Source organism: Rhizobium leucaenae USDA 9039 (assembly GCF_000426285.1).
Classification (GTDB): domain Bacteria; phylum Pseudomonadota; class Alphaproteobacteria; order Rhizobiales; family Rhizobiaceae; genus Rhizobium; species Rhizobium leucaenae.
Genome location: NZ_AUFB01000058.1, coordinates 1 through 16,201, shown reverse-complemented (window position 1 = coordinate 16,201; position 16,201 = coordinate 1). Strand labels below are relative to the sequence as shown.

Below are 16,201 nucleotides of genomic sequence, written 5' to 3'. Positions count from 1 at the left end.
GGCCGGCTTCAAATCGGAACGGCGGCCGGAATGAAATCGGAATGACTGGCCGGCTTCAAATCGGAATCGATGGCCGGCTTCATCGGAATACGCAGTTAAGAACGATCGTCGGGTCAGATACATCGTTTCGAATGTCGCGGACGCCTTGGATATTCACCGAAACGTCTTGAGAATTTGCGGTCACGACGCCGACAGCATTCGCATAAGTGCCAGCTGCTTGTTTGCCGTTGTTGTAGGCCCCAAACCCTTCGATGCTTATGCCTTGGCAACCGACGATGGGCAGGTTTGAGCTATCGTCAGTGCTTGAGACGATAAGGACGCCTTCTTGCTTGTTGCTCTCAGCGCCGAAGGCAATAAGACGAAGCCCCTGCGAATTTTTGATGATATAGCCTGGGCCATTGTTCCAATCAGCGCCGCACGCCTCTAGATAGGAATACAACAGGCCGTTCAGATACCAGCCGCCTTGGTTACCTCCGCTAGGTGCAGCAGCATCGCCACCCGCCCAACAACGTTCGAACGCCATGGAAGTATGAGTGCCGTTGCATTTGAAACCGTAGGCGCCACCGTTCCGACTCTCAACGTTTCGGATCATGCCCATATAGGTTTGCAGGAACGAAATGTTGTCGCCGGCGCACCCATCGACAACCATGTTTTCCATGAAGAAGCGAGAAATGTAGTTAGGGCCGCCGCGAACCTCGGCGGCATTCCAATTCACGCCCTTTCCAGATGCGGTCATGATCTGCATGTCACGCATGCCGCACCGGCCGCCCCAGCCGGCCCAAGCAACGCCGTCTTGGCCGGTAAGGGTGTTGTCAAACTTCAACCGCGTACCGTAGCCAGCCCCCGTAAGAATGATATTGTGCCAACCAGCGTTGACACCAGACGCTACGGGATTAATCGTCAGCGTCGGCCCCATGTCGTAATCATGACCCGGGAAAAGCAAGGTGCCGCCGCCCGCTGCTTGAAGTTCTGCGATAGCGCGAAGAGCCGTCGTCGTCCATCCTACGTCCGACCCCTTGCGGAAGTCGTCAACTGACGCCCATTCACGCAACTTGGTTTCAACAGTTCGTTCAATCGTTGAGTCGGTCGTTGATGGGCGGAAGTAGGGAAGCTTCACCTGAAAGCCGGAACCATCAGCCTTAACCTCAAGCACCTTCCGTGCATCGGAGACGGTAACCGACGGCAGATTAACCCCAGCCGCTGCTGCCTCGGCGCGGTCTGCCGCGTCTTCTGCCGCAGCCACGATCGCACTGGAAACCTGATCATTAAGAAGACGAAAGGTCGTACCCGACTTAATCCCGAGAATAGTCATCCCGGCAGTCAGGCCGCCAACCACAGGATCGTTGCCTGTGTTAGTCTTGATCGTGAGCAGAGAATCCGAATTGAACTGGATAGTTACAGGGCTCGCCGTAGTGGTGTCAGCCAGTGTTACCCACACCAGCGCCGACGAACTAACAGGAATGCTGGTTGTTGCCTGAATAGCGTTCGGCGTGCCGACGCCAACGTCAGAGGCGATGATGAACGAATACGGCAGCGGCAGGATAAGCGACCAAGAACCGGCGCCAGACGCGCCACTCTTGCGATAAATGCCGTTGTAGGCAGTCGTTGTGTCTGCATAGACCCACGCCATCGTGTCTGCGTCATGCGCAAGGTCTGCGTAGAGGTTTACGCGCGTGTCCTTGGCAATGGTGCCGGATCCAGAGGCTAGCGCAGAAATGGCGTTCTCGACCGCCGTGCCCCATTTGCGGATGTCTGGTTTGTAGGGCTGGGTCGGCTCAAACGCAGGTCCGTCAGCCCAAATCGTTTGGGCATTTGGCGAAAAGTTCATTGATTCTCCAATTGAGAAAGCCCGGCGCGCGGCCAGGCTGGAAGGGTGAGATTTTTGGGGATCGGGTTTGAAATGCCGTCCGCGTTACGCGCCGAAAACATCCTTGATTAGACGGCCCTAAAATGCTGGCTATGCTGGGCGCCTAACGGGGGAAGACGACAATGAAAGTAGCCAACGGCAACGCGCCCAAAAGGCTTTCAGAGAGCGAGTGGGTCAGCGCAGCGCTGGTGCTTGCCTTGCCGTTCGGTATCTTCGCCGTTGCGCTGGGATGCTCGTTTTTGATTTAGCGGTTAGGTCGCCACTACGACGCCGTGAGACTACCGCCGCCGCTTCCCGCGAGTGACGGGTGGACCGAACTGTTCCTCCGCCCAATATGGCCGCGGAGGCGGGTAGAAGCCTCTGTGCATCTCATCGATGTGCGCGACCACATCTTCGCCGATGCGGCGCCAGGTTGCTTCGGCGATAGGCCATGCTGTTTTCTCAGTCAGCCCGATTCCTTCGAGTTCATCGAAGAAATCGCACCCCGACATGAAATATCCGGCCCAAGCTTCCGCTTCGCCGGCACGCCGCCTGTTTGTTCGTCGACGGACCGGCATCAGCGACGATTCCCGTAGTCTGCGGTGCGGGGTGCGCGCGGCGCCTCTGGTGCGTCGACGCCATCGAGTGCGAGTTCGCGAAGTCCTCGGAAGAATGCGGTGCGTGCGTCACGCTCGATACCAACACAAGGGTGCGCTTTCGGCGTTCCGTACCGGTCAACGACGGTCAAACCGTCCTTGGCGAGGATTTCGCGCGCCTCTTCGGAGCGGTCAAATGCCTCGCACGTCTTAATTAATTGGCGAAAATGGTGACTTTCCAAGTCGAAATCCGTGAGGATTCCACGTGCCCATTTCCGCGTTTCCGGCCGCAAATGGTCAGGAATGCGGTGTTTTTGGCCCATTACGGCCTCCTTTATCAAAATCGTGCTGGAAGTCTCACGGAACGAACCGGGGCAAGGCGAATACGTGCTGTTGGGCACCACCGGTACCTTGGCGCGCGTCGATTTTGGGATGCGATGCACCCCTCCCGCCTACGCTTCGGCCCGCCATCGCGCCTCGAAGGCATCGATGCGCATCTTGCCGGTGTGAACTTCGCCGGATGGATAGGCGGGATTGCGGACGATCGATACCTCAATCAAATCGCAATCGATGACCACGCGCTGGCGACCGTCGCTGGTATTTGCCCACCTTGATACTGGCCGCTCAAAGCCGACGGACAGACCCGCTCTGGATCTGCCACGCACCGCGTTGAGCGCGACGTCTCCGATGTCAGTGTCGGCGGCTAGCGCGTCTATGCGAAGGCCGTGTGCGTCCTCGACTAACGACAGGGTGCCGTCCGACTGCTTGGCGACGACGGCGTTGCGATCGTGATCGAGGCAAAGATTGACTCGGCCGGCGGCTATGGATCGCGTAAAGGCATTTTTGACAAATCGCTCTTCAAAGCAGCGGCCGCCGTCGCGGATGAATGCGGGCTCATGCCAGCGTAAAGCGTATCCGACCATGCGGCGGCCGGTGATCGATAGGCCTTCGTCCACTAAATGCCACGTTTCTTCATTGCCGCAGCCATCCGCTCTTTTGCCTTGGCCGCAGGCGATTTCTTCGCGCGGCGTTCCTTTAGGATGCGCGCGACTTCCTTAGGATTATCAGGCAACATTTCGCTGCGGCCGTTTACCTGCGTTGGCACCAAACGGTGTTCGCGTTCGGTGCTGCCCGCATGGGCGGTTGCGCGCTCTACTCCGCGCATGGAATATTCAAGGTGTAGTTTCACTGTTGCAGTTCCTTCGGAATATCGCTTTTCGTGATGAACCCAGCGCGCGCAGCTTCGCGAAGCCAGGTTGCCACCTTTCCGCTGTGATCACCGAAAATAGGTCTCGCCTGCATGGGGTGGAGGTGGACAGTCCACGAGATATCGGCGGCGTTCAGCCCGTCAATGATATTGAGGAGCTCGCGGTGGGCTGCATCTGCTTCGATCAACTTTGCGGCAAGGTCTTTGACAGCGGCGGTGTAGGCTGGTTTGATATCTTCGCAAATCACGGCAGACGCCCGATGACGGGCTTTTGCGAGGCGCCCTTCGGCTATCTCCAGAGCGGCCTGCAAATCGCGGCGCTCGCCGTGTATCTTCGATAGCCGCTCGCGGGTGGACGAGAGCGCGCCGCAATTATCAGCAGGCTCATCGCCGAGCAGGGCAGAAACGCGGGCATTGTGCACGTTTTCCAGCGGCGGCGCGTTGTTAAGGCGGAAAAGAATATCTGTTTCCTCCTGACCGAGCTCCGATGATTTTGTCCGCAACGAGTCGCGGAGGCTGAGGGCAGGGGCGTAGCCTATCGGATCGGCCTCCGACAGGCTTTTCACTGTGATTTTTTTGGGTGCCATTTGTTTTCCTTTAGAAAATAGTTGCACGTTCATATCGCCTGTAGCGATCACGCGTGGGTGGCCGGCCTGCTCGCACTTCAGGGGCGGCGGCAACGGCTGCGTGGAGGCTGATAAGCACGTCTGGCGTAACGCGCACCTCGCGCTGAAACGCCGGACGGGTCGTTGGCGCATCAGACGTAAATACCTTCGTCTGCACGCCATGATCATGGCCGCGAAACGTCAGAACAGCGCCTGGCGCGACAGTGTCGATACGAAGATCCAGCAAGTCGTATGGTTTGTCGATAAACCGCGCCAACGTCTCTCGGAATGTTGCGCCGCCGCTGATGGCATGCAGATCGAGATATTCAGCGACCGTCGCAGAGCTCGTTACAACGGCAATCAGGATCGCGGCAATTTCGGCTGAAGAGATTTGCTCCGGCTTCCCTTGTGTCGCCGGTATCAAGCCTTGCGCCCGGATACGATGCGCATACCCGGCAGCCGTGTTTGGCGGCAATCTGAGCGCGTCATCGAGCGCTTGGCATGCCTGCTTAGCAGAGGCCATGAATGTTCCTCCTATTTAGGGGGTGAAGTTTTGGGATAGAAAAACGCCCGCGACGGGGCAGCCATCGCGGGCAGGTGCGCTGCCGGCACCGGGAAATGAAAAGCCGCCTTGTGGGCGGCTGAAACTCGATACTTCTACTTCGTAGCTAAACTACGCTACATGATTTGTAACATTGGCACGATAATTGCTTGTCGCTACCTGCGCTTTAGCCCACGCCATGGCCTTGGCCAGCATTGCGGCACCCTTTTTGTCTGCGTACCGGCCTCGCGCGCCGAATGCCGCACCAACTCCCGCCACGTTTTCGCGCGCCATGAGCAGTTCGATCACATAATCAACGTCAGGCGGCGGCTCGTCAAAGTCCGGCTCTTCTGCTTTGAGCGGAGAGCCTTTCGACTTTCCGGGCCGTGGCGTCCCCAATCCGCTTTCCGCCCCAATAAAGTCGGTGCCAGGTGCGACGGCATCGGCACAAGCCCCAAAGGACAGGAAGTTGTCTGAAAGCTCTTCCACGTCGTTCTGCGGCCGTACGTCCTGCCTGCTATAGCCGGACGCGGTGACTGGCTGCGGTTCGGCATCTCCAAGCCGTGGGATTATGCCGGGAATGCTAAGGTGCTCGCCTAGAGCAACCTTGAATTTGGACTTGCCGCGCGCCACTCCGTTTTTGCGGGTTTCTAGCCCACCTTGCTGTGGCTCGTTATCATTCGCCGCCACGACAGGATCCGGAAGGCGTTTGCGGGCAATAAGCCATAGGCAAGCAGCGCCATATTCGTCGTGCTTGGCCGCCCAGTTAAAAGCGGGCCGGCCGCCGCGGTAAACTGGAGCTCTGCCTTTCGGAGGCGTGTTGTCATTGGCCGCCAGTAACTTGGTTGCGTAGCGTTCGGCTGTGTCTCGCGAAGATGCTGTGCGTAGGTTAGTTGGTACGCTCATATGGCCCTCCTACGCGGCACATTATCGTTCGCGGCGACGAGCCGCGTTGCGGATGATGACATTATGATTTCCCTCGGTGGCAGCGTGCCGCTAGGCGGCTGGTGGCGGGCCGTTTGTGGCCTTCGTTTTGGTATTGTGACTTTGGTGTAAACTTACAAATTTGTCAACGCGGCCTTGACAGATGTATCTAAATGTGCATCTCGGCACAGAAGCCCGTAGGCGCGATTTCTGGGGGTCGGATGATCAACGCGCCTAGCCGACACATCGACGCACGTCACTGGCCAACGTTGCCGCGATGTGAGCCTATTTTCGCGACTGTGGCCCCGACGCGTACGCACGCGCGTTTGCGCGCGCACGTAGAAGAATCTGTATTAGCGATATCGCTATGGGATGCGGACGCTTGGCGGGCTAGTGGCGGAGAACGGCGACCCACCCCTCCCATAGGGGGTGTTCCTGGTTTCGAAAACTTCGACCTTACGCCTTACCCGCGTGGCAGCCATGCGCACTTTTTTCTGACTCTTTGATTTTTTGATTATCCGGCCTGCTAGGCGGATTTCGAATTTTGCGGATGCACATTTTTTCTTAGGCCACCGGTACGGTGGCAGACGGCCGTAGAGCGGCGAGACACCCCCTATCGCATGGGGCTAAAAACCCAATAATTTCTCGTGCGCGCGTTGCGCACGCGCGAGGAAAAAACTGTGTTAGCACTATCGTTAGGCTGGGGCGACGCTAGGCGGTGCGGCGATGGTAGGGATGTCGTGCGCCCTCTGGGCGCCCACAATTACTGCGCTGACACTCGGTTTGTGGATGATGCATCAACATTCTGTACGACTTCCAAGCCATGTGCGAAGCTCAGCCCATACATGCGGAGCCAACCTATGAGTTTTATTATTACGAATTGCATTCGCTGCCCAGGAACCCATGTCCAGCACATTCTGATAGGCGAGCAGATGATGGATGAGTTTGGTTACGAGTGGGAGCTCGCTTTCGCCTGCCAAGCATGCTCAAAACTTAGTATCTATCACTATCGACTTCGGAGGAATGGACAAACGCCTTCATCTTACCGAAACCTGCACGAAATCGGCGAAGTTGAAAGCCGCATTATAGTAGGGATAAATGAGGTTAAAATCGATCCATCCGTACCTCAACGAATTGCCGACTTGTTTCGCGAAGCGAACGCCTGTCGTCAGATGCAGCGATACGAAGCAGCAGGCGCTATGTACCGTAAGGCTCTTGATGTCGCCACCAAATACATCTACCAGCATGACGGCCGGCTTACAGGTAAGAAACCTGCAGATGCGTTGAGGGTGCGCATTAAGTCACTCGGCGAAATGAAAATACTGGAACAGGATATAGTGGAACTAGCGGACGTTGCAGCCCTAGACGGCAACGATGCTGCGCATGATATCGATCCATACACGGCTGAGGAAGCCGAGGCTCTTGAGGATCTCAGTAACGACCTTCTTGATCGCTTTTTTGTTCGTCCTGCGAGGGTTGCCGCTGTGAAGGCCAAACAGATTGCTGCGGGCGTTCGGTCTCCGTGAGTGATACAGGTCGATTATCATTCGCCGCTAGCGCCGCGTAATCAGGCTTGGGCTGCCCGGTCAGCGCTGTGAATTCGGCCCAGGAGATGCGCCGGCCGCGGAGTGGTCTGTCTGGGTTTGGGTTCATGTGGTTTCCTTCTATTTTGGGGAATGGGTGCGCCACTTCACCTTCATTGCTGCACGCTCCACCTGCGCACCCCTCATAAAGGGGGTGCCGCAAGTGGCGCAGTGACGCAAAGGCAATGATTTCAACAGGTTGCCACCTCAAAAATCGAGGTGGCGCAAAGTCGCGCAAGGTGACGCAAGGTGGCGCAGAAATCAGGTGTCGTACGCCCATTCTCCGACCACAATATGAGGTGTCAGCTTGCGGTTACTGTCTTCCTTCTGCTCGACAACTAAGGCGCCCGAAGCCTTCCAGACTTTGAGGAGTGCCTTGATGCGGCCCTTGTTGGTCTCGGCGTCCAGCCCCAGTGCCTCTGCCACGGCATGCCCGGCCCAATTTGCAGCCTGAACCGAGTCCTTATAGCTGCCCGCGTTGATTATTTTCTGGACGGCGAGCAGATCAGATACTTTCAATCCCTCGGTAGCGGATGGCCATAACCACACCGTCGCGACGCCAACGTTGTCGGCTGGCCGCTCATTGGTGGCATTACCCAAGTCGTGGCCTTGCATCTTATACCAGATCGATTTCTCAGACGGCGGCGCTAGGTTCGATTTCGCGTCGGTTTCTCGGAAGTGCAGGCGCCGATTTTCTACGTTCACACTTTTCGCTTCGTCTGCAGTCATGGGATTGAGAACGCGTGCCGCACGTGCCGCACCGATAAGAGCTACGCCACCGCGCGCGCTTTCCGCCGTTACTTCCTGGCCGCCCATCTTCTTTGCATGGTGCACCAGATCTATGGAGCAATTCGTTCTATCGGCGATCGTTGCCCATGCCTGCTTAACAACCGCATCCATCGCCATGTTGTCGTTCTCGGTTATCGCGTGCGACGAAACGAAGGGGTCTACGATCATCACGTCTATGCCCTTGCTTGCGATCTCTTCACAAAGGCGATCAACGACGGGCATAGCGATCTGCGCGCCGTCTTTTGTCTGTCGGGCCGTTATTAGCGGCATGTTGCGGCCACTATCGACAAAAAGCATCCCGTCGATCTCGTGAGCCGCAATGCCATAGTGAAGGCATGCTGCCGTTAAACGCCTATCAAGTTCTTCCTGCGGATCCTCACCGTTCCAAATCCAAACTCTGGAGCGCTGATGCACCTTGGCGCCGAACAGCTCGCGACCCGTCGCCATAGAAAGCGCCTCGCCCATACCGAGTGATGTCTTTCCAACACCGCCTGGTGAGACTGTTACTGAGACGAATTTGCGGATGTAATGGTGACCATACAGCCACTCGCGGGGAGGGATGGATTTTGGATCTAGCAACTTCCAAGATGTCGCTGAAATCGCACCTGGGGTCTTTTTGGGCAAGCTAATGCGACTTGCGCCGTTTATCGTATAAAGCCACGCTTGGCCTGCAGCAGAAAACGATATCTGCCCGCGCTTGCCGTCGACCGTCGCGCCAAACAGCGTGGTGCCGCGGATCTCGCCCCCATAAGCATCGCCGAATGCTATCAGGCGCGGATCAATGGCGGGCTCGTTGTCGTTAGCTGCAGGTGGCGGCGCCTTGCTCGCTTCCCAGGCATCAAGAATTCCCTGTGCCAGTTTGCCGAGCTCAAAAGGTTTTCGCGTTGGTTTCGCTGCTATGTCGCGGCACAGAACACGTATCGCGATGTCGCGGTCGGTGTTCGGTCCCGCGATCTGTTCGATAATCGGCTCGCCGCTGGCTGGGTCGATGTTGAGGAGCAACGAGGTGCCACCGTCGCAAGCATCGATGTCATCGATAAGAATAGCCCAGCGTCGCGCTTCCGCCATGTCGGCAGGTCCGGAGTCGCTTGATGGCTTTTCGAGATTGAGTGGGCTTGCTTGATCCCAATCGGGCTGGCCGTCTTCCTTGGCGGGGGCGACTACGATGTCGGCCGAAGCGTGTTGGTGGTCAATAATGCGATCCAGAACGCCGTAATAGATCGCCGCAATTTCGTTGATGTCACCCGTTGCGAATGCTTCGGTGATGGTAAGAGGCTTAGGCGCCTTGGACGCTATGCTGCTGGTCATGGTGCTCTTTCAAAATGTTTTCGGCGAGGTCCGCGATTTGCCTGCGAACGGCGGGTGACATGGCGGCGGTGCGTCCGCCGCGACACGGAGGCGGATACACCTCAAGCTGTCCGCTTGGAGCTTGCACGAGCTCGTAGTCGTAGAGTCGGAAGCCGTCGGCTACGACCAAACTAAACCGGGCCAGGGCTCTGAAGCCTTTAGCGGATGGCGGGCCGTTGAGGCGCCGCAAATCGGCAATTTTCATCTCTCTCCTTTCAAAGCGCAGAAACGCGGCCCGCAGACGGGTGCCGGCAGGTGGTTGATGTGATTGGGTGGTTGGTGGTTAGGCGGTTATCGCTGGTGGAGTTTGGCTTCTGCCAGGGCGGCATCGAGAATTTCTTGCCGCTGCTCGGGTGAGGGCTCAATGCCCAAGAGGCGAATATACGTGCCGTTGTCCAGCATGCTTACGCCGCGCGCCACGGTGCCGCCGCTGAATTCGATGTCGAAGATTGCCGATGTTGTGACAGGATTAATCGGTGGAACGAGCTTGAAATTGGTGATCCTGAATTCGGTCATGCCGCCACCTCAATTTCGGCCATCCATTTGGCGAGCGACGACTTGCGGGCCGCGACGGTGCCACCAAGTTTGAAGGATGGCACGATGCCATCATAGACCAACCGGTAGGTTTGCCGGCGAGTAATACCTAAGAAGCGAGCGATTGCGTCGGCGCCCATCAGCAAATCGCCCCCCACTTGGTTGTCATTTGCAGATTCCAATTTTTTCTCCTTTTTTGTATTGACAGCTTTTCAGTTTACATGTACTTTCAAGAGTGGATTGGTGTGCCCAATTCATTTTTCCAATAATGTTGTAAACTGACAAAAATGTCAAGGTTCGCCCTTGATTGCCGAATTATGCCGTGCTTTCCTGTGCGCCATTGTATCAGGGGGTCAAAGATGGCTACAATCACTAAGAGACGGTGGAAGACCAGCAAGGGCGAGCAGCGCGAGGCGTGGGTGCTTGCATATACCGATGCCGCTGGCAAACGGCATAAGGAGCAGCACGACAAGAAGCGCGACGCAGAGGCGCGACGTACCGAGGTAACTCACCAAGTCGTTGTCGGTACCTATCGTGCCGATGCAGCGACGACCACTGTGGAAGACGCCGTTGCAGATTATCTGAAGCTGCTAGCCGGTCGCCGTGACCGCGGCGAGCATGTGACGGAACACTACTATAGGACAGTCGAGGGTCAGTTGCGGAATTACGTGGCGCCGACAGAAGAGCATCGCGCAAAGCAGCCGGAAAAGACCCGAATCATTTTTGACGGCGGCATAGGCGCGGTGAAGCTTTCCCAGGCAACGGCAAAAGTCGTAAGCGACTTCCGCGATCGTCTGCGCGAGGCGGGCGTCGGAGTCGTTACTACCCGCCGTATTCTCGGCAGCCTATCCCGCGTGTTCCAAAATGCCGTGGGCAATGACCTCATGGCCATTAACCCAGCCGCAAATATCCGTGTCACCGGCAAGCGTGGCGAAGGCTCCAAGAAGGTCGTGCCGCCATCAAAGTCGGATCTAGCCGCTGCCCTCGCTCAAGCCAAGGGAAGCCTTGCCGTTCGAATGCGGTTATCCGCATCGGCTGGCGTTCGCGCCTCTGAGCTTTACGCTCTCCGCTGGAAGCACGTGGCCTTCAATGCAGGAGAGTTAACCGTTGATGGCCGCGTCGACGCCTATAAGAATGAGGACACAACCAAATCAGTAGCAGGCATCCGGCAAGTGCCTCTTTCATCCGCCATGCTGGCCGAGCTTCGGAAGTGGAAGGATGCCGCCAAAAGCTCAGAAGCGGACGATCTAGTTTTCCCTGACTCCAAAGGCGGGTTCCTTGATCATAAGAACATTCTTAAGCGCGAGTTCCGACCACTCCTAACCGCCACGGCCACTAAGGCAGAGGAAGACGGTCGAAAGTTCAAAGCGTTCAATTGGCATGCGCTCCGCCACTTTGCGATATCGCTTTGGATCGAAGCTGGTCTGCAGCCAAAGACCGTCCAGACGTTCGCCGGCCATTCGTCCTTGGCTGTCACGATGAGCCGTTATGGTCACCTGTTTCCCAGCGACACGCACCGTAACGTCATGGATCAGATATCGTCCTCTATTTTTGGCGATGGCGCACAAATGGCGCATGACGCTGTAGAATCCCTGTAGTATAAGGCTTTCCATCTTGATTTGTAATCAGGGGGTCGCGGGTTCGAACCCTGCCGGGGGCACCATTTCTATCCAATGATTTGCCCGAGTTGTTTATCTTCTTGCGGTTGCTGCCCAAAATCGGCGGCTCCTTCATGCAATTGAAACGTCGCTGCCTTTGAAATGCTTGCGATGATCACTAACTTACGATTCTCGTCATCGCTGCATGTGGGAAGATATGACCCTTAAGCCCAAGAAGCCCAAACTCGAACATTCCGAGCTCTCCGGTGAATTTACGGAAGACGATGTGACCGTGCTCGTCGATATCTTCCGCCCCGCAGGCACGCAGGAAGACTGGCGGATGGAAGTCATCACGCCGGAGGAGGACCTCATAGAATGGGAAGAGCCCTTCGCGACGGACCGCGAAGCCTTCGATGAGTTCCTGGCGACAATCGCGCGCGATGGGATCAGAACATTCTTCGATGATTCGGATCCGGCAATTCACTGAGCTGCAACGGCGCTTGGTTGGATTATATGCGCTTCATCGGCCGGCGCATGGCTGACCTCGACGACTAGGCGGAAACTCGGCCGGGAATCGGTCGGAAATGGGCGCATTTACAACGTCTAAAATAGGCATACACTCTTTGCCCTCAACGCGGGCGAGGGAACGTCCATGCGCAGGGCATTCAGGCATATTGTCTTGGGATTGTCGCTTGTTTTGATTGCGCTGCCTGCAAGTGCACCGGCATTGGGTGGGCAGAATTGCTATTGCAAAAACACGGACGGAAAGCTGCACGCGGTCGGCGAAATCGCTTGCATGACCGTGGACGGCAAAAGCTATCTCGCGCAATGCGAGATGAACCTCAACGTCACCTCCTGGTCGAAGCTGCAGGATGGATGCCCGGTCACGGAGCGGTCGCCGTGGCAGCAATCGGCTTGGCGTCCGCAGCCGATTGCGGTGCGCTGACCGCTGGTGGCACCGATAGTGCGCTCCAGAATGTCACACTTAGGCGGGGCCCTTAGCTGCCTTGCTTGCGGACCAGCACCATCGGTTCTCCCTCTTCCTCCTCGGATTTCTGAAAGCTGCCATCCGGCCGCATATCGAAGGAGAGCGAAGAGCCGTCAGTGCCCATCATCACCAGACCAAAACCCTCCATCGCCCAAAGGGAGAGCTTGAGATCGCGAATGTCTGCGGGGCAGTCACCGCCCGGAGACATTTTCGGTGTACCGTCCTGGTCGGCATCGCCGGACAGAGTGACGTTGCAGATGAGTTTGCCGCCCGGCTGCTGGATCTGCCAGGTACCGGCGAGACTTGCGACGGTTGGAACATGGTCGACGTCTCCAAGCGCCGGCAACAGCCACGTCGGATCGCCGTCCTCGCTTTCCCAGGGCGAACCTTCTTCTTCCTGGAAACGCGCCACCACCTTCTGGCTCGCGTCCATGAGATTAAGCGTGCCGTCATCGCTGAAATTCCAGGCGGCCGCCTTGGCATAGGCGGGCAGGGCGGTCGCGCAGGCATCCGCGCCGCTAATGGCGTAGCCGCCGCTCGCGGGGCTGGTTTCGAAGGTGAGGCGGCAGCCTTTTGCGCCGCTTTCGGGCGCCAGCAGCCATGAGCCGGCCTGCGATTTGATAAGTTCGTCGTCGGCGGCAGCAGCCGGTTGCCCGGCGGCGAGAATAAAGGCGGCAGAAGCCGCCGCAAAACAAAACGTGCGGATCAAGGCAATTCCCCCAAATCTGCTGCGGCAGCCCCAGTACCGCTAGATTTTCAGATAGGACCGCGCTGCATAGAGAGCGATCGCGGCCGCGTTCGATACGTTGAGTGATTTGATCGCACCGGGCATGTCGAGCCGCGCCAGCGCATTTACCGTTTCGCGCGTCTTCTGGCGCAGCCCCTTGCCCTCGGAGCCGAGGACCAGGGCGACTTTCTCGCCCGAAAACGTGCCTTCGAGCGGCGCCGGTCCTTCCGAATCAAGACCGATGGTGACGAAGCCGAGGCGGTGCAGCTCGCCGAGCGCGTCGCCGAGATTGGTGATCTGGATATAGGGGATTAGCTCCAGCGCGCCGGAAGCGGATTTGGCCAGCACGCCCGATTCGGTCGGGCTATGACGCTGCGTGGTGATGACGGCACCGGCGTCGAAGGCGACGGCCGAGCGCATGATCGCGCCGACATTATGCGGATCGGTCACCTGATCGAGAACCAGCAGCAGCGGGCTGTCCTTCAGCGCTTCCAGCCGGCGCACGGGCAGGGGACGCGTCTCCAGCATCACGCCCTGGTGGATCGCTTCCGGACCCAGCACCTTGTCGATATCCTGCGGCGAGACGATTTCGACGGGAATGCCGAGTTCGTCGGCCGGTCCGATTTCCAGCCGCACCAGCGCATTCTGCGTCGTCGACAGCTTTATGTTCTTCCGTTCGGGATTGGCAAGCGCCGCGCGGACCGTATGAAGGCCGTAGAGGTAGACCTGGTCGGGGGCCAGCGCCGGCGGCTTCCAATCCTCCCCACCTGCTCGCTTGCGCTTCTGTGGCATCGGCGTCGGGATTTCGCCGCGCTCGCGCTTGGCGTCGCGGTGCGCGCGCCGCAGGGTGGCGTAATGCGTGTCCTTGGCCGACTTGTCGCCGGCGTTGTTTTCGGGGCCGGAACGGCCGGGTGTTCTGTCTTTGCTCATGCGGCTTTATAGCGGGAGCGCCCTTGAGCGCATAGTCCTCTTTCGTCTGTGGGCTTTTGCAGCAAGTTGAAATTTTTTCGTCATTTTTGCCCGAACCTCATGTTGACAGACGGAAACGGTACGGTCATATACGCGGCGCAGATCGCGGCGGCGACGTCCGGTCTAGCAAGCTTGGTCGCAAGATCCAGTCGGAAAACTGGAGGGATGCCCGAGTGGTTAAAGGGGACGGACTGTAAATCCGTTGGCTCAGCCTACGTTGGTTCAAATCCAACTCCCTCCACCATTCCGCGCAGGATCTTGGCCACCCGCGGGTATAGCTCAATGGTAGAGCAGCAGCCTTCCAAGCTGAATACGCGGGTTCGATTCCCGCTACCCGCTCCAAGATTTCCAATTGCTGAATTCATTGTCGCATAGGTCTTGCGCAGACCTGTTGCCGTGCATTCGGTAACGGCCGACCTTCCTGATGGATTGCGGTATATCGTTCGGAAAGAAATCTCCTTCCAAAAAGCCAATCCCTCGAACCCTTTTCTTGATCGGGGAGGGCGTTTTTGTTGTTTCGCGATCCACAGGCGTGTTCAATTCCGGGGAGTGCATTTGGACACCTGGAACTATTTCCTCAGCGGCCCTATCTAAGCATCTGAACCGGCAAATGCTTTTGCGTCTTTCCGGATCGGCCGATGAAACCTTCGCGGCGAATCAATATCGACGGCGCGCATTGTCCGCCATCGGCTACACTTCGCCAAGAATAGGGCCTGCAATTAAGTCTTGCGCAAACGCGATGAAAGCCTTAAACGGCGGCACTAAACCGGTTCGCCGGGGTCACCCATTTACGTTCACAGGAAGCATTCAAATGGCAAAGAGTAAGTTTGAGCGCAATAAGCCGCACGTTAACATCGGCACGATCGGCCACGTTGACCACGGCAAGACGTCTCTGACGGCAGCGATCACGAAGTTCTTCGGTGAGTTCAAGGCGTATGACCAGATCGACGCGGCACCGGAAGAAAAGGCACGCGGCATCACGATTTCGACGGCACACGTTGAATATGAGACGCCTGCTCGTCACTACGCGCACGTCGACTGCCCCGGCCACGCCGACTATGTGAAGAACATGATCACGGGTGCTGCGCAGATGGACGGCGCGATCCTGGTTTGCTCGGCCGCTGACGGCCCGATGCCGCAGACGCGCGAACATATCCTGCTCGCCCGCCAGGTCGGCGTTCCGGCGATCGTTGTGTTCCTGAACAAGGTCGATCAGGTTGACGACGCCGAGCTTCTGGAGCTCGTCGAGCTTGAAGTTCGCGAACTTCTGTCGTCCTACGACTTCCCGGGCGACGACATTCCGGTTGTCAAGGGTTCGGCGCTTGCTGCACTGGAAGACAGCGACAAGAAGATCGGCGAAGACGCGATCCGCGAGCTGATGGCAGCGGTTGACGCCTACATCCCGACGCCTGAGCGCCCGATCGACCAGCCGTTCCTGATGCCGATCGAAGACGTGTTCTCGATCTCCGGCCGTGGTACGGTTGTGACGGGCCGCGTCGAGCGTGGCATCGTCAAGGTTGGTGAAGAAGTCGAGATCGTCGGCATTCGTCCGACCTCGAAGACGACGGTTACCGGCGTTGAAATGTTCCGCAAGCTGCTCGACCAGGGTCAGGCCGGCGACAACATCGGCGCGCTGATCCGCGGTGTGAACCGTGACGGCGTCGAGCGTGGCCAGATCCTTTGCAAGCCGGGCACTGTCAAGCCGCACAAGAAGTTCAAGGCAGAAGCCTACATCCTGACGAAGGAAGAAGGCGGCCGTCATACGCCGTTTTTCACGAACTACCGTCCGCAGTTCTACTTCCGCACGACGGACGTGACGGGTATCGTGACGCTTCCGGAAGGCACGGAAATGGTTATGCCTGGCGACAACATCACGGTTGACGTCGAACTGATCGTTCCGATCGCGATGGAAGAAAAGCTGCGCTTTGCTATCCGCGAAGGCGGCCG

The 16,201-nt window shown here is 57.7% G+C and carries 18 protein-coding genes and 2 tRNA genes; 8 read left to right on the top strand and 12 right to left on the bottom strand.

The window, feature by feature from the left end; translation table 11 throughout:
* Positions 1-79 precede the first annotated feature (79 nt).
* The gene (locus K290_RS0132200) at positions 80-1,828 is read right to left on the bottom strand and encodes a hypothetical protein (protein ID WP_028755313.1); all 1,749 of its coding nucleotides are present in this window, start codon (positions 1,826-1,828) and stop codon (positions 80-82) included.
* A 161-nt stretch (positions 1,829-1,989) separates the two neighbouring features.
* On the opposite strand from K290_RS0132200, the gene K290_RS38820 reads away from it, so the two are divergent.
* Positions 1,990-2,115 (top strand): hypothetical protein, encoded by a 126-nt coding sequence (locus K290_RS38820; RefSeq protein ID WP_280751134.1) that lies wholly within the window; start codon positions 1,990-1,992, stop codon positions 2,113-2,115.
* Positions 2,116-2,423: 308 nt separating this feature from the next.
* On the opposite strand, the gene K290_RS0132185 is transcribed toward K290_RS38820, so the two are convergent.
* The 6 genes from K290_RS0132185 to K290_RS0132160 form a co-directional block, all read right to left on the bottom strand.
* Positions 2,424-2,765 carry a P27 family phage terminase small subunit gene (locus K290_RS0132185; RefSeq protein ID WP_028755312.1) on the bottom strand — a complete coding sequence of 114 codons (342 nt, stop codon included), beginning with the start codon at positions 2,763-2,765 and terminating at the stop codon, positions 2,424-2,426.
* Between the two features lie 129 nt (positions 2,766-2,894).
* Complete coding sequence (locus K290_RS0132180; protein WP_028755311.1) at positions 2,895-3,398, bottom strand: HK97 family phage prohead protease; 504 nt, start codon at positions 3,396-3,398, stop codon at positions 2,895-2,897.
* Positions 3,398-3,631, bottom strand: a complete 234-nt coding sequence (locus tag K290_RS0132175; protein ID WP_154668706.1) for a hypothetical protein — start codon at positions 3,629-3,631, stop codon at positions 3,398-3,400. The genes K290_RS0132180 and K290_RS0132175 overlap by 1 nt, the downstream gene beginning before the upstream one ends.
* A complete protein-coding gene (locus tag K290_RS0132170; RefSeq protein WP_154668705.1) occupies positions 3,628-4,269 on the bottom strand; it encodes a hypothetical protein in 642 nt (213 codons plus the stop codon). The genes K290_RS0132175 and K290_RS0132170 overlap by 4 nt, the downstream gene beginning before the upstream one ends.
* Positions 4,247-4,777 carry a hypothetical protein gene (locus K290_RS0132165; protein WP_028755308.1) on the bottom strand — a complete coding sequence of 177 codons (531 nt, stop codon included), beginning with the start codon at positions 4,775-4,777 and terminating at the stop codon, positions 4,247-4,249. The genes K290_RS0132170 and K290_RS0132165 overlap by 23 nt, the downstream gene beginning before the upstream one ends.
* 150 nt (positions 4,778-4,927) lie before the next feature.
* Positions 4,928-5,701: a hypothetical protein gene (locus K290_RS0132160; RefSeq protein ID WP_028755307.1), complete on the bottom strand. Its 774-nt coding sequence runs from the start codon at positions 5,699-5,701 to the stop codon at positions 4,928-4,930.
* An 878-nt stretch (positions 5,702-6,579) separates the two neighbouring features.
* On the opposite strand from K290_RS0132160, the gene K290_RS0132155 reads away from it, so the two are divergent.
* Positions 6,580-7,245: a DUF4145 domain-containing protein gene (locus K290_RS0132155; protein ID WP_028755306.1), complete on the top strand. Its 666-nt coding sequence runs from the start codon at positions 6,580-6,582 to the stop codon at positions 7,243-7,245.
* Between the two features lie 318 nt (positions 7,246-7,563).
* Here the strand turns inward: K290_RS0132155 and K290_RS0132150 are convergent, their stop codons facing one another.
* From K290_RS0132150 to K290_RS0132135, 3 genes are all read right to left on the bottom strand, one after another.
* The gene (locus K290_RS0132150; protein WP_051264276.1) at positions 7,564-9,399 is read right to left on the bottom strand and encodes an AAA family ATPase; all 1,836 of its coding nucleotides are present in this window, start codon (positions 9,397-9,399) and stop codon (positions 7,564-7,566) included.
* 330 nt (positions 9,400-9,729) lie between these two features.
* Positions 9,730-9,954, bottom strand: coding sequence for a hypothetical protein (locus K290_RS0132140; protein WP_028755303.1), 225 nt, complete (start codon positions 9,952-9,954; stop codon positions 9,730-9,732).
* The gene (locus K290_RS0132135) at positions 9,951-10,154 is read right to left on the bottom strand and encodes a helix-turn-helix domain-containing protein (RefSeq protein ID WP_028755302.1); all 204 of its coding nucleotides are present in this window, start codon (positions 10,152-10,154) and stop codon (positions 9,951-9,953) included. Before K290_RS0132135 ends, K290_RS0132140 begins: the two co-directional genes overlap by 4 nt.
* A gap of 375 nt (positions 10,155-10,529) precedes the next feature.
* Between K290_RS0132135 and K290_RS36015 the strand changes: the two genes are divergently transcribed.
* The 3 genes from K290_RS36015 (at position 10,530) to K290_RS0132115 (ending at position 12,516) form a co-directional block, all read left to right on the top strand.
* The gene (locus K290_RS36015) at positions 10,530-11,570 is read left to right on the top strand and encodes a tyrosine-type recombinase/integrase (protein ID WP_245276719.1); all 1,041 of its coding nucleotides are present in this window, start codon (positions 10,530-10,532) and stop codon (positions 11,568-11,570) included.
* 217 nt (positions 11,571-11,787) lie between these two features.
* Positions 11,788-12,057 (top strand): hypothetical protein, encoded by a 270-nt coding sequence (locus tag K290_RS0132120; RefSeq protein ID WP_028755300.1) that lies wholly within the window; start codon positions 11,788-11,790, stop codon positions 12,055-12,057.
* A 165-nt stretch (positions 12,058-12,222) separates the two neighbouring features.
* Positions 12,223-12,516, top strand: a complete 294-nt coding sequence (locus K290_RS0132115; RefSeq protein WP_028755299.1) for a hypothetical protein — start codon at positions 12,223-12,225, stop codon at positions 12,514-12,516.
* Positions 12,517-12,568: 52 nt separating this feature from the next.
* Here K290_RS0132115 and K290_RS0132110 read toward each other — a convergent pair whose 3' ends face one another.
* Together K290_RS0132110 and rlmB are read right to left on the bottom strand one after the other, a co-directional pair.
* Positions 12,569-13,267 (bottom strand): AprI/Inh family metalloprotease inhibitor, encoded by a 699-nt coding sequence (locus tag K290_RS0132110; protein WP_028755298.1) that lies wholly within the window; start codon positions 13,265-13,267, stop codon positions 12,569-12,571.
* Positions 13,268-13,306: 39 nt separating this feature from the next.
* A complete protein-coding gene (gene rlmB / locus K290_RS0132105; RefSeq protein WP_028755297.1) occupies positions 13,307-14,215 on the bottom strand; it encodes a 23S rRNA (guanosine(2251)-2'-O)-methyltransferase RlmB in 909 nt (302 codons plus the stop codon).
* A gap of 198 nt (positions 14,216-14,413) precedes the next feature.
* Between rlmB and K290_RS0132100 the strand changes: the two genes are divergently transcribed.
* The 3 genes from K290_RS0132100 to tuf form a co-directional block, all read left to right on the top strand.
* A tRNA-Tyr gene (locus tag K290_RS0132100) sits at positions 14,414-14,498 on the top strand.
* Between the two features lie 24 nt (positions 14,499-14,522).
* A tRNA-Gly gene (locus tag K290_RS0132095) sits at positions 14,523-14,596 on the top strand.
* A gap of 469 nt (positions 14,597-15,065) precedes the next feature.
* A partial coding sequence (gene tuf, locus K290_RS0132090) for an elongation factor Tu (RefSeq protein WP_028755296.1) occupies positions 15,066-16,201 on the top strand: 1,136 nt, incomplete at its 3' end.

Bases quoted from the DNA above. Each gene is read 5' to 3' on its own strand.
- K290_RS0132200 (WP_028755313.1), bottom strand. From the start codon at position 1,828: ATGAACTTTTCGCCAAATGCCCAAACGATTTGGGCTGACGGACCTGCG.
- K290_RS38820 (WP_280751134.1), top strand. From the start codon at position 1,990: ATGAAAGTAGCCAACGGCAACGCGCCCAAAAGGCTTTCAGAGAGCGAG.
- K290_RS0132185 (WP_028755312.1), bottom strand. From the start codon at position 2,765: ATGGGCCAAAAACACCGCATTCCTGACCATTTGCGGCCGGAAACGCGG.
- K290_RS0132170 (WP_154668705.1), bottom strand. From the start codon at position 4,269: ATGAACGTGCAACTATTTTCTAAAGGAAAACAAATGGCACCCAAAAAA.
- K290_RS0132165 (WP_028755308.1), bottom strand. From the start codon at position 4,777: ATGGCCTCTGCTAAGCAGGCATGCCAAGCGCTCGATGACGCGCTCAGA.
- K290_RS0132160 (WP_028755307.1), bottom strand. From the start codon at position 5,701: ATGAGCGTACCAACTAACCTACGCACAGCATCTTCGCGAGACACAGCC.
- K290_RS0132155 (WP_028755306.1), top strand. From the start codon at position 6,580: ATGAGTTTTATTATTACGAATTGCATTCGCTGCCCAGGAACCCATGTC.
- K290_RS0132150 (WP_051264276.1), bottom strand. From the start codon at position 9,399: ATGACCAGCAGCATAGCGTCCAAGGCGCCTAAGCCTCTTACCATCACC.
- K290_RS0132140 (WP_028755303.1), bottom strand. From the start codon at position 9,954: ATGACCGAATTCAGGATCACCAATTTCAAGCTCGTTCCACCGATTAAT.
- K290_RS0132120 (WP_028755300.1), top strand. From the start codon at position 11,788: ATGACCCTTAAGCCCAAGAAGCCCAAACTCGAACATTCCGAGCTCTCC.
- K290_RS0132115 (WP_028755299.1), top strand. From the start codon at position 12,223: ATGCGCAGGGCATTCAGGCATATTGTCTTGGGATTGTCGCTTGTTTTG.
- rlmB (WP_028755297.1), bottom strand. From the start codon at position 14,215: ATGAGCAAAGACAGAACACCCGGCCGTTCCGGCCCCGAAAACAACGCC.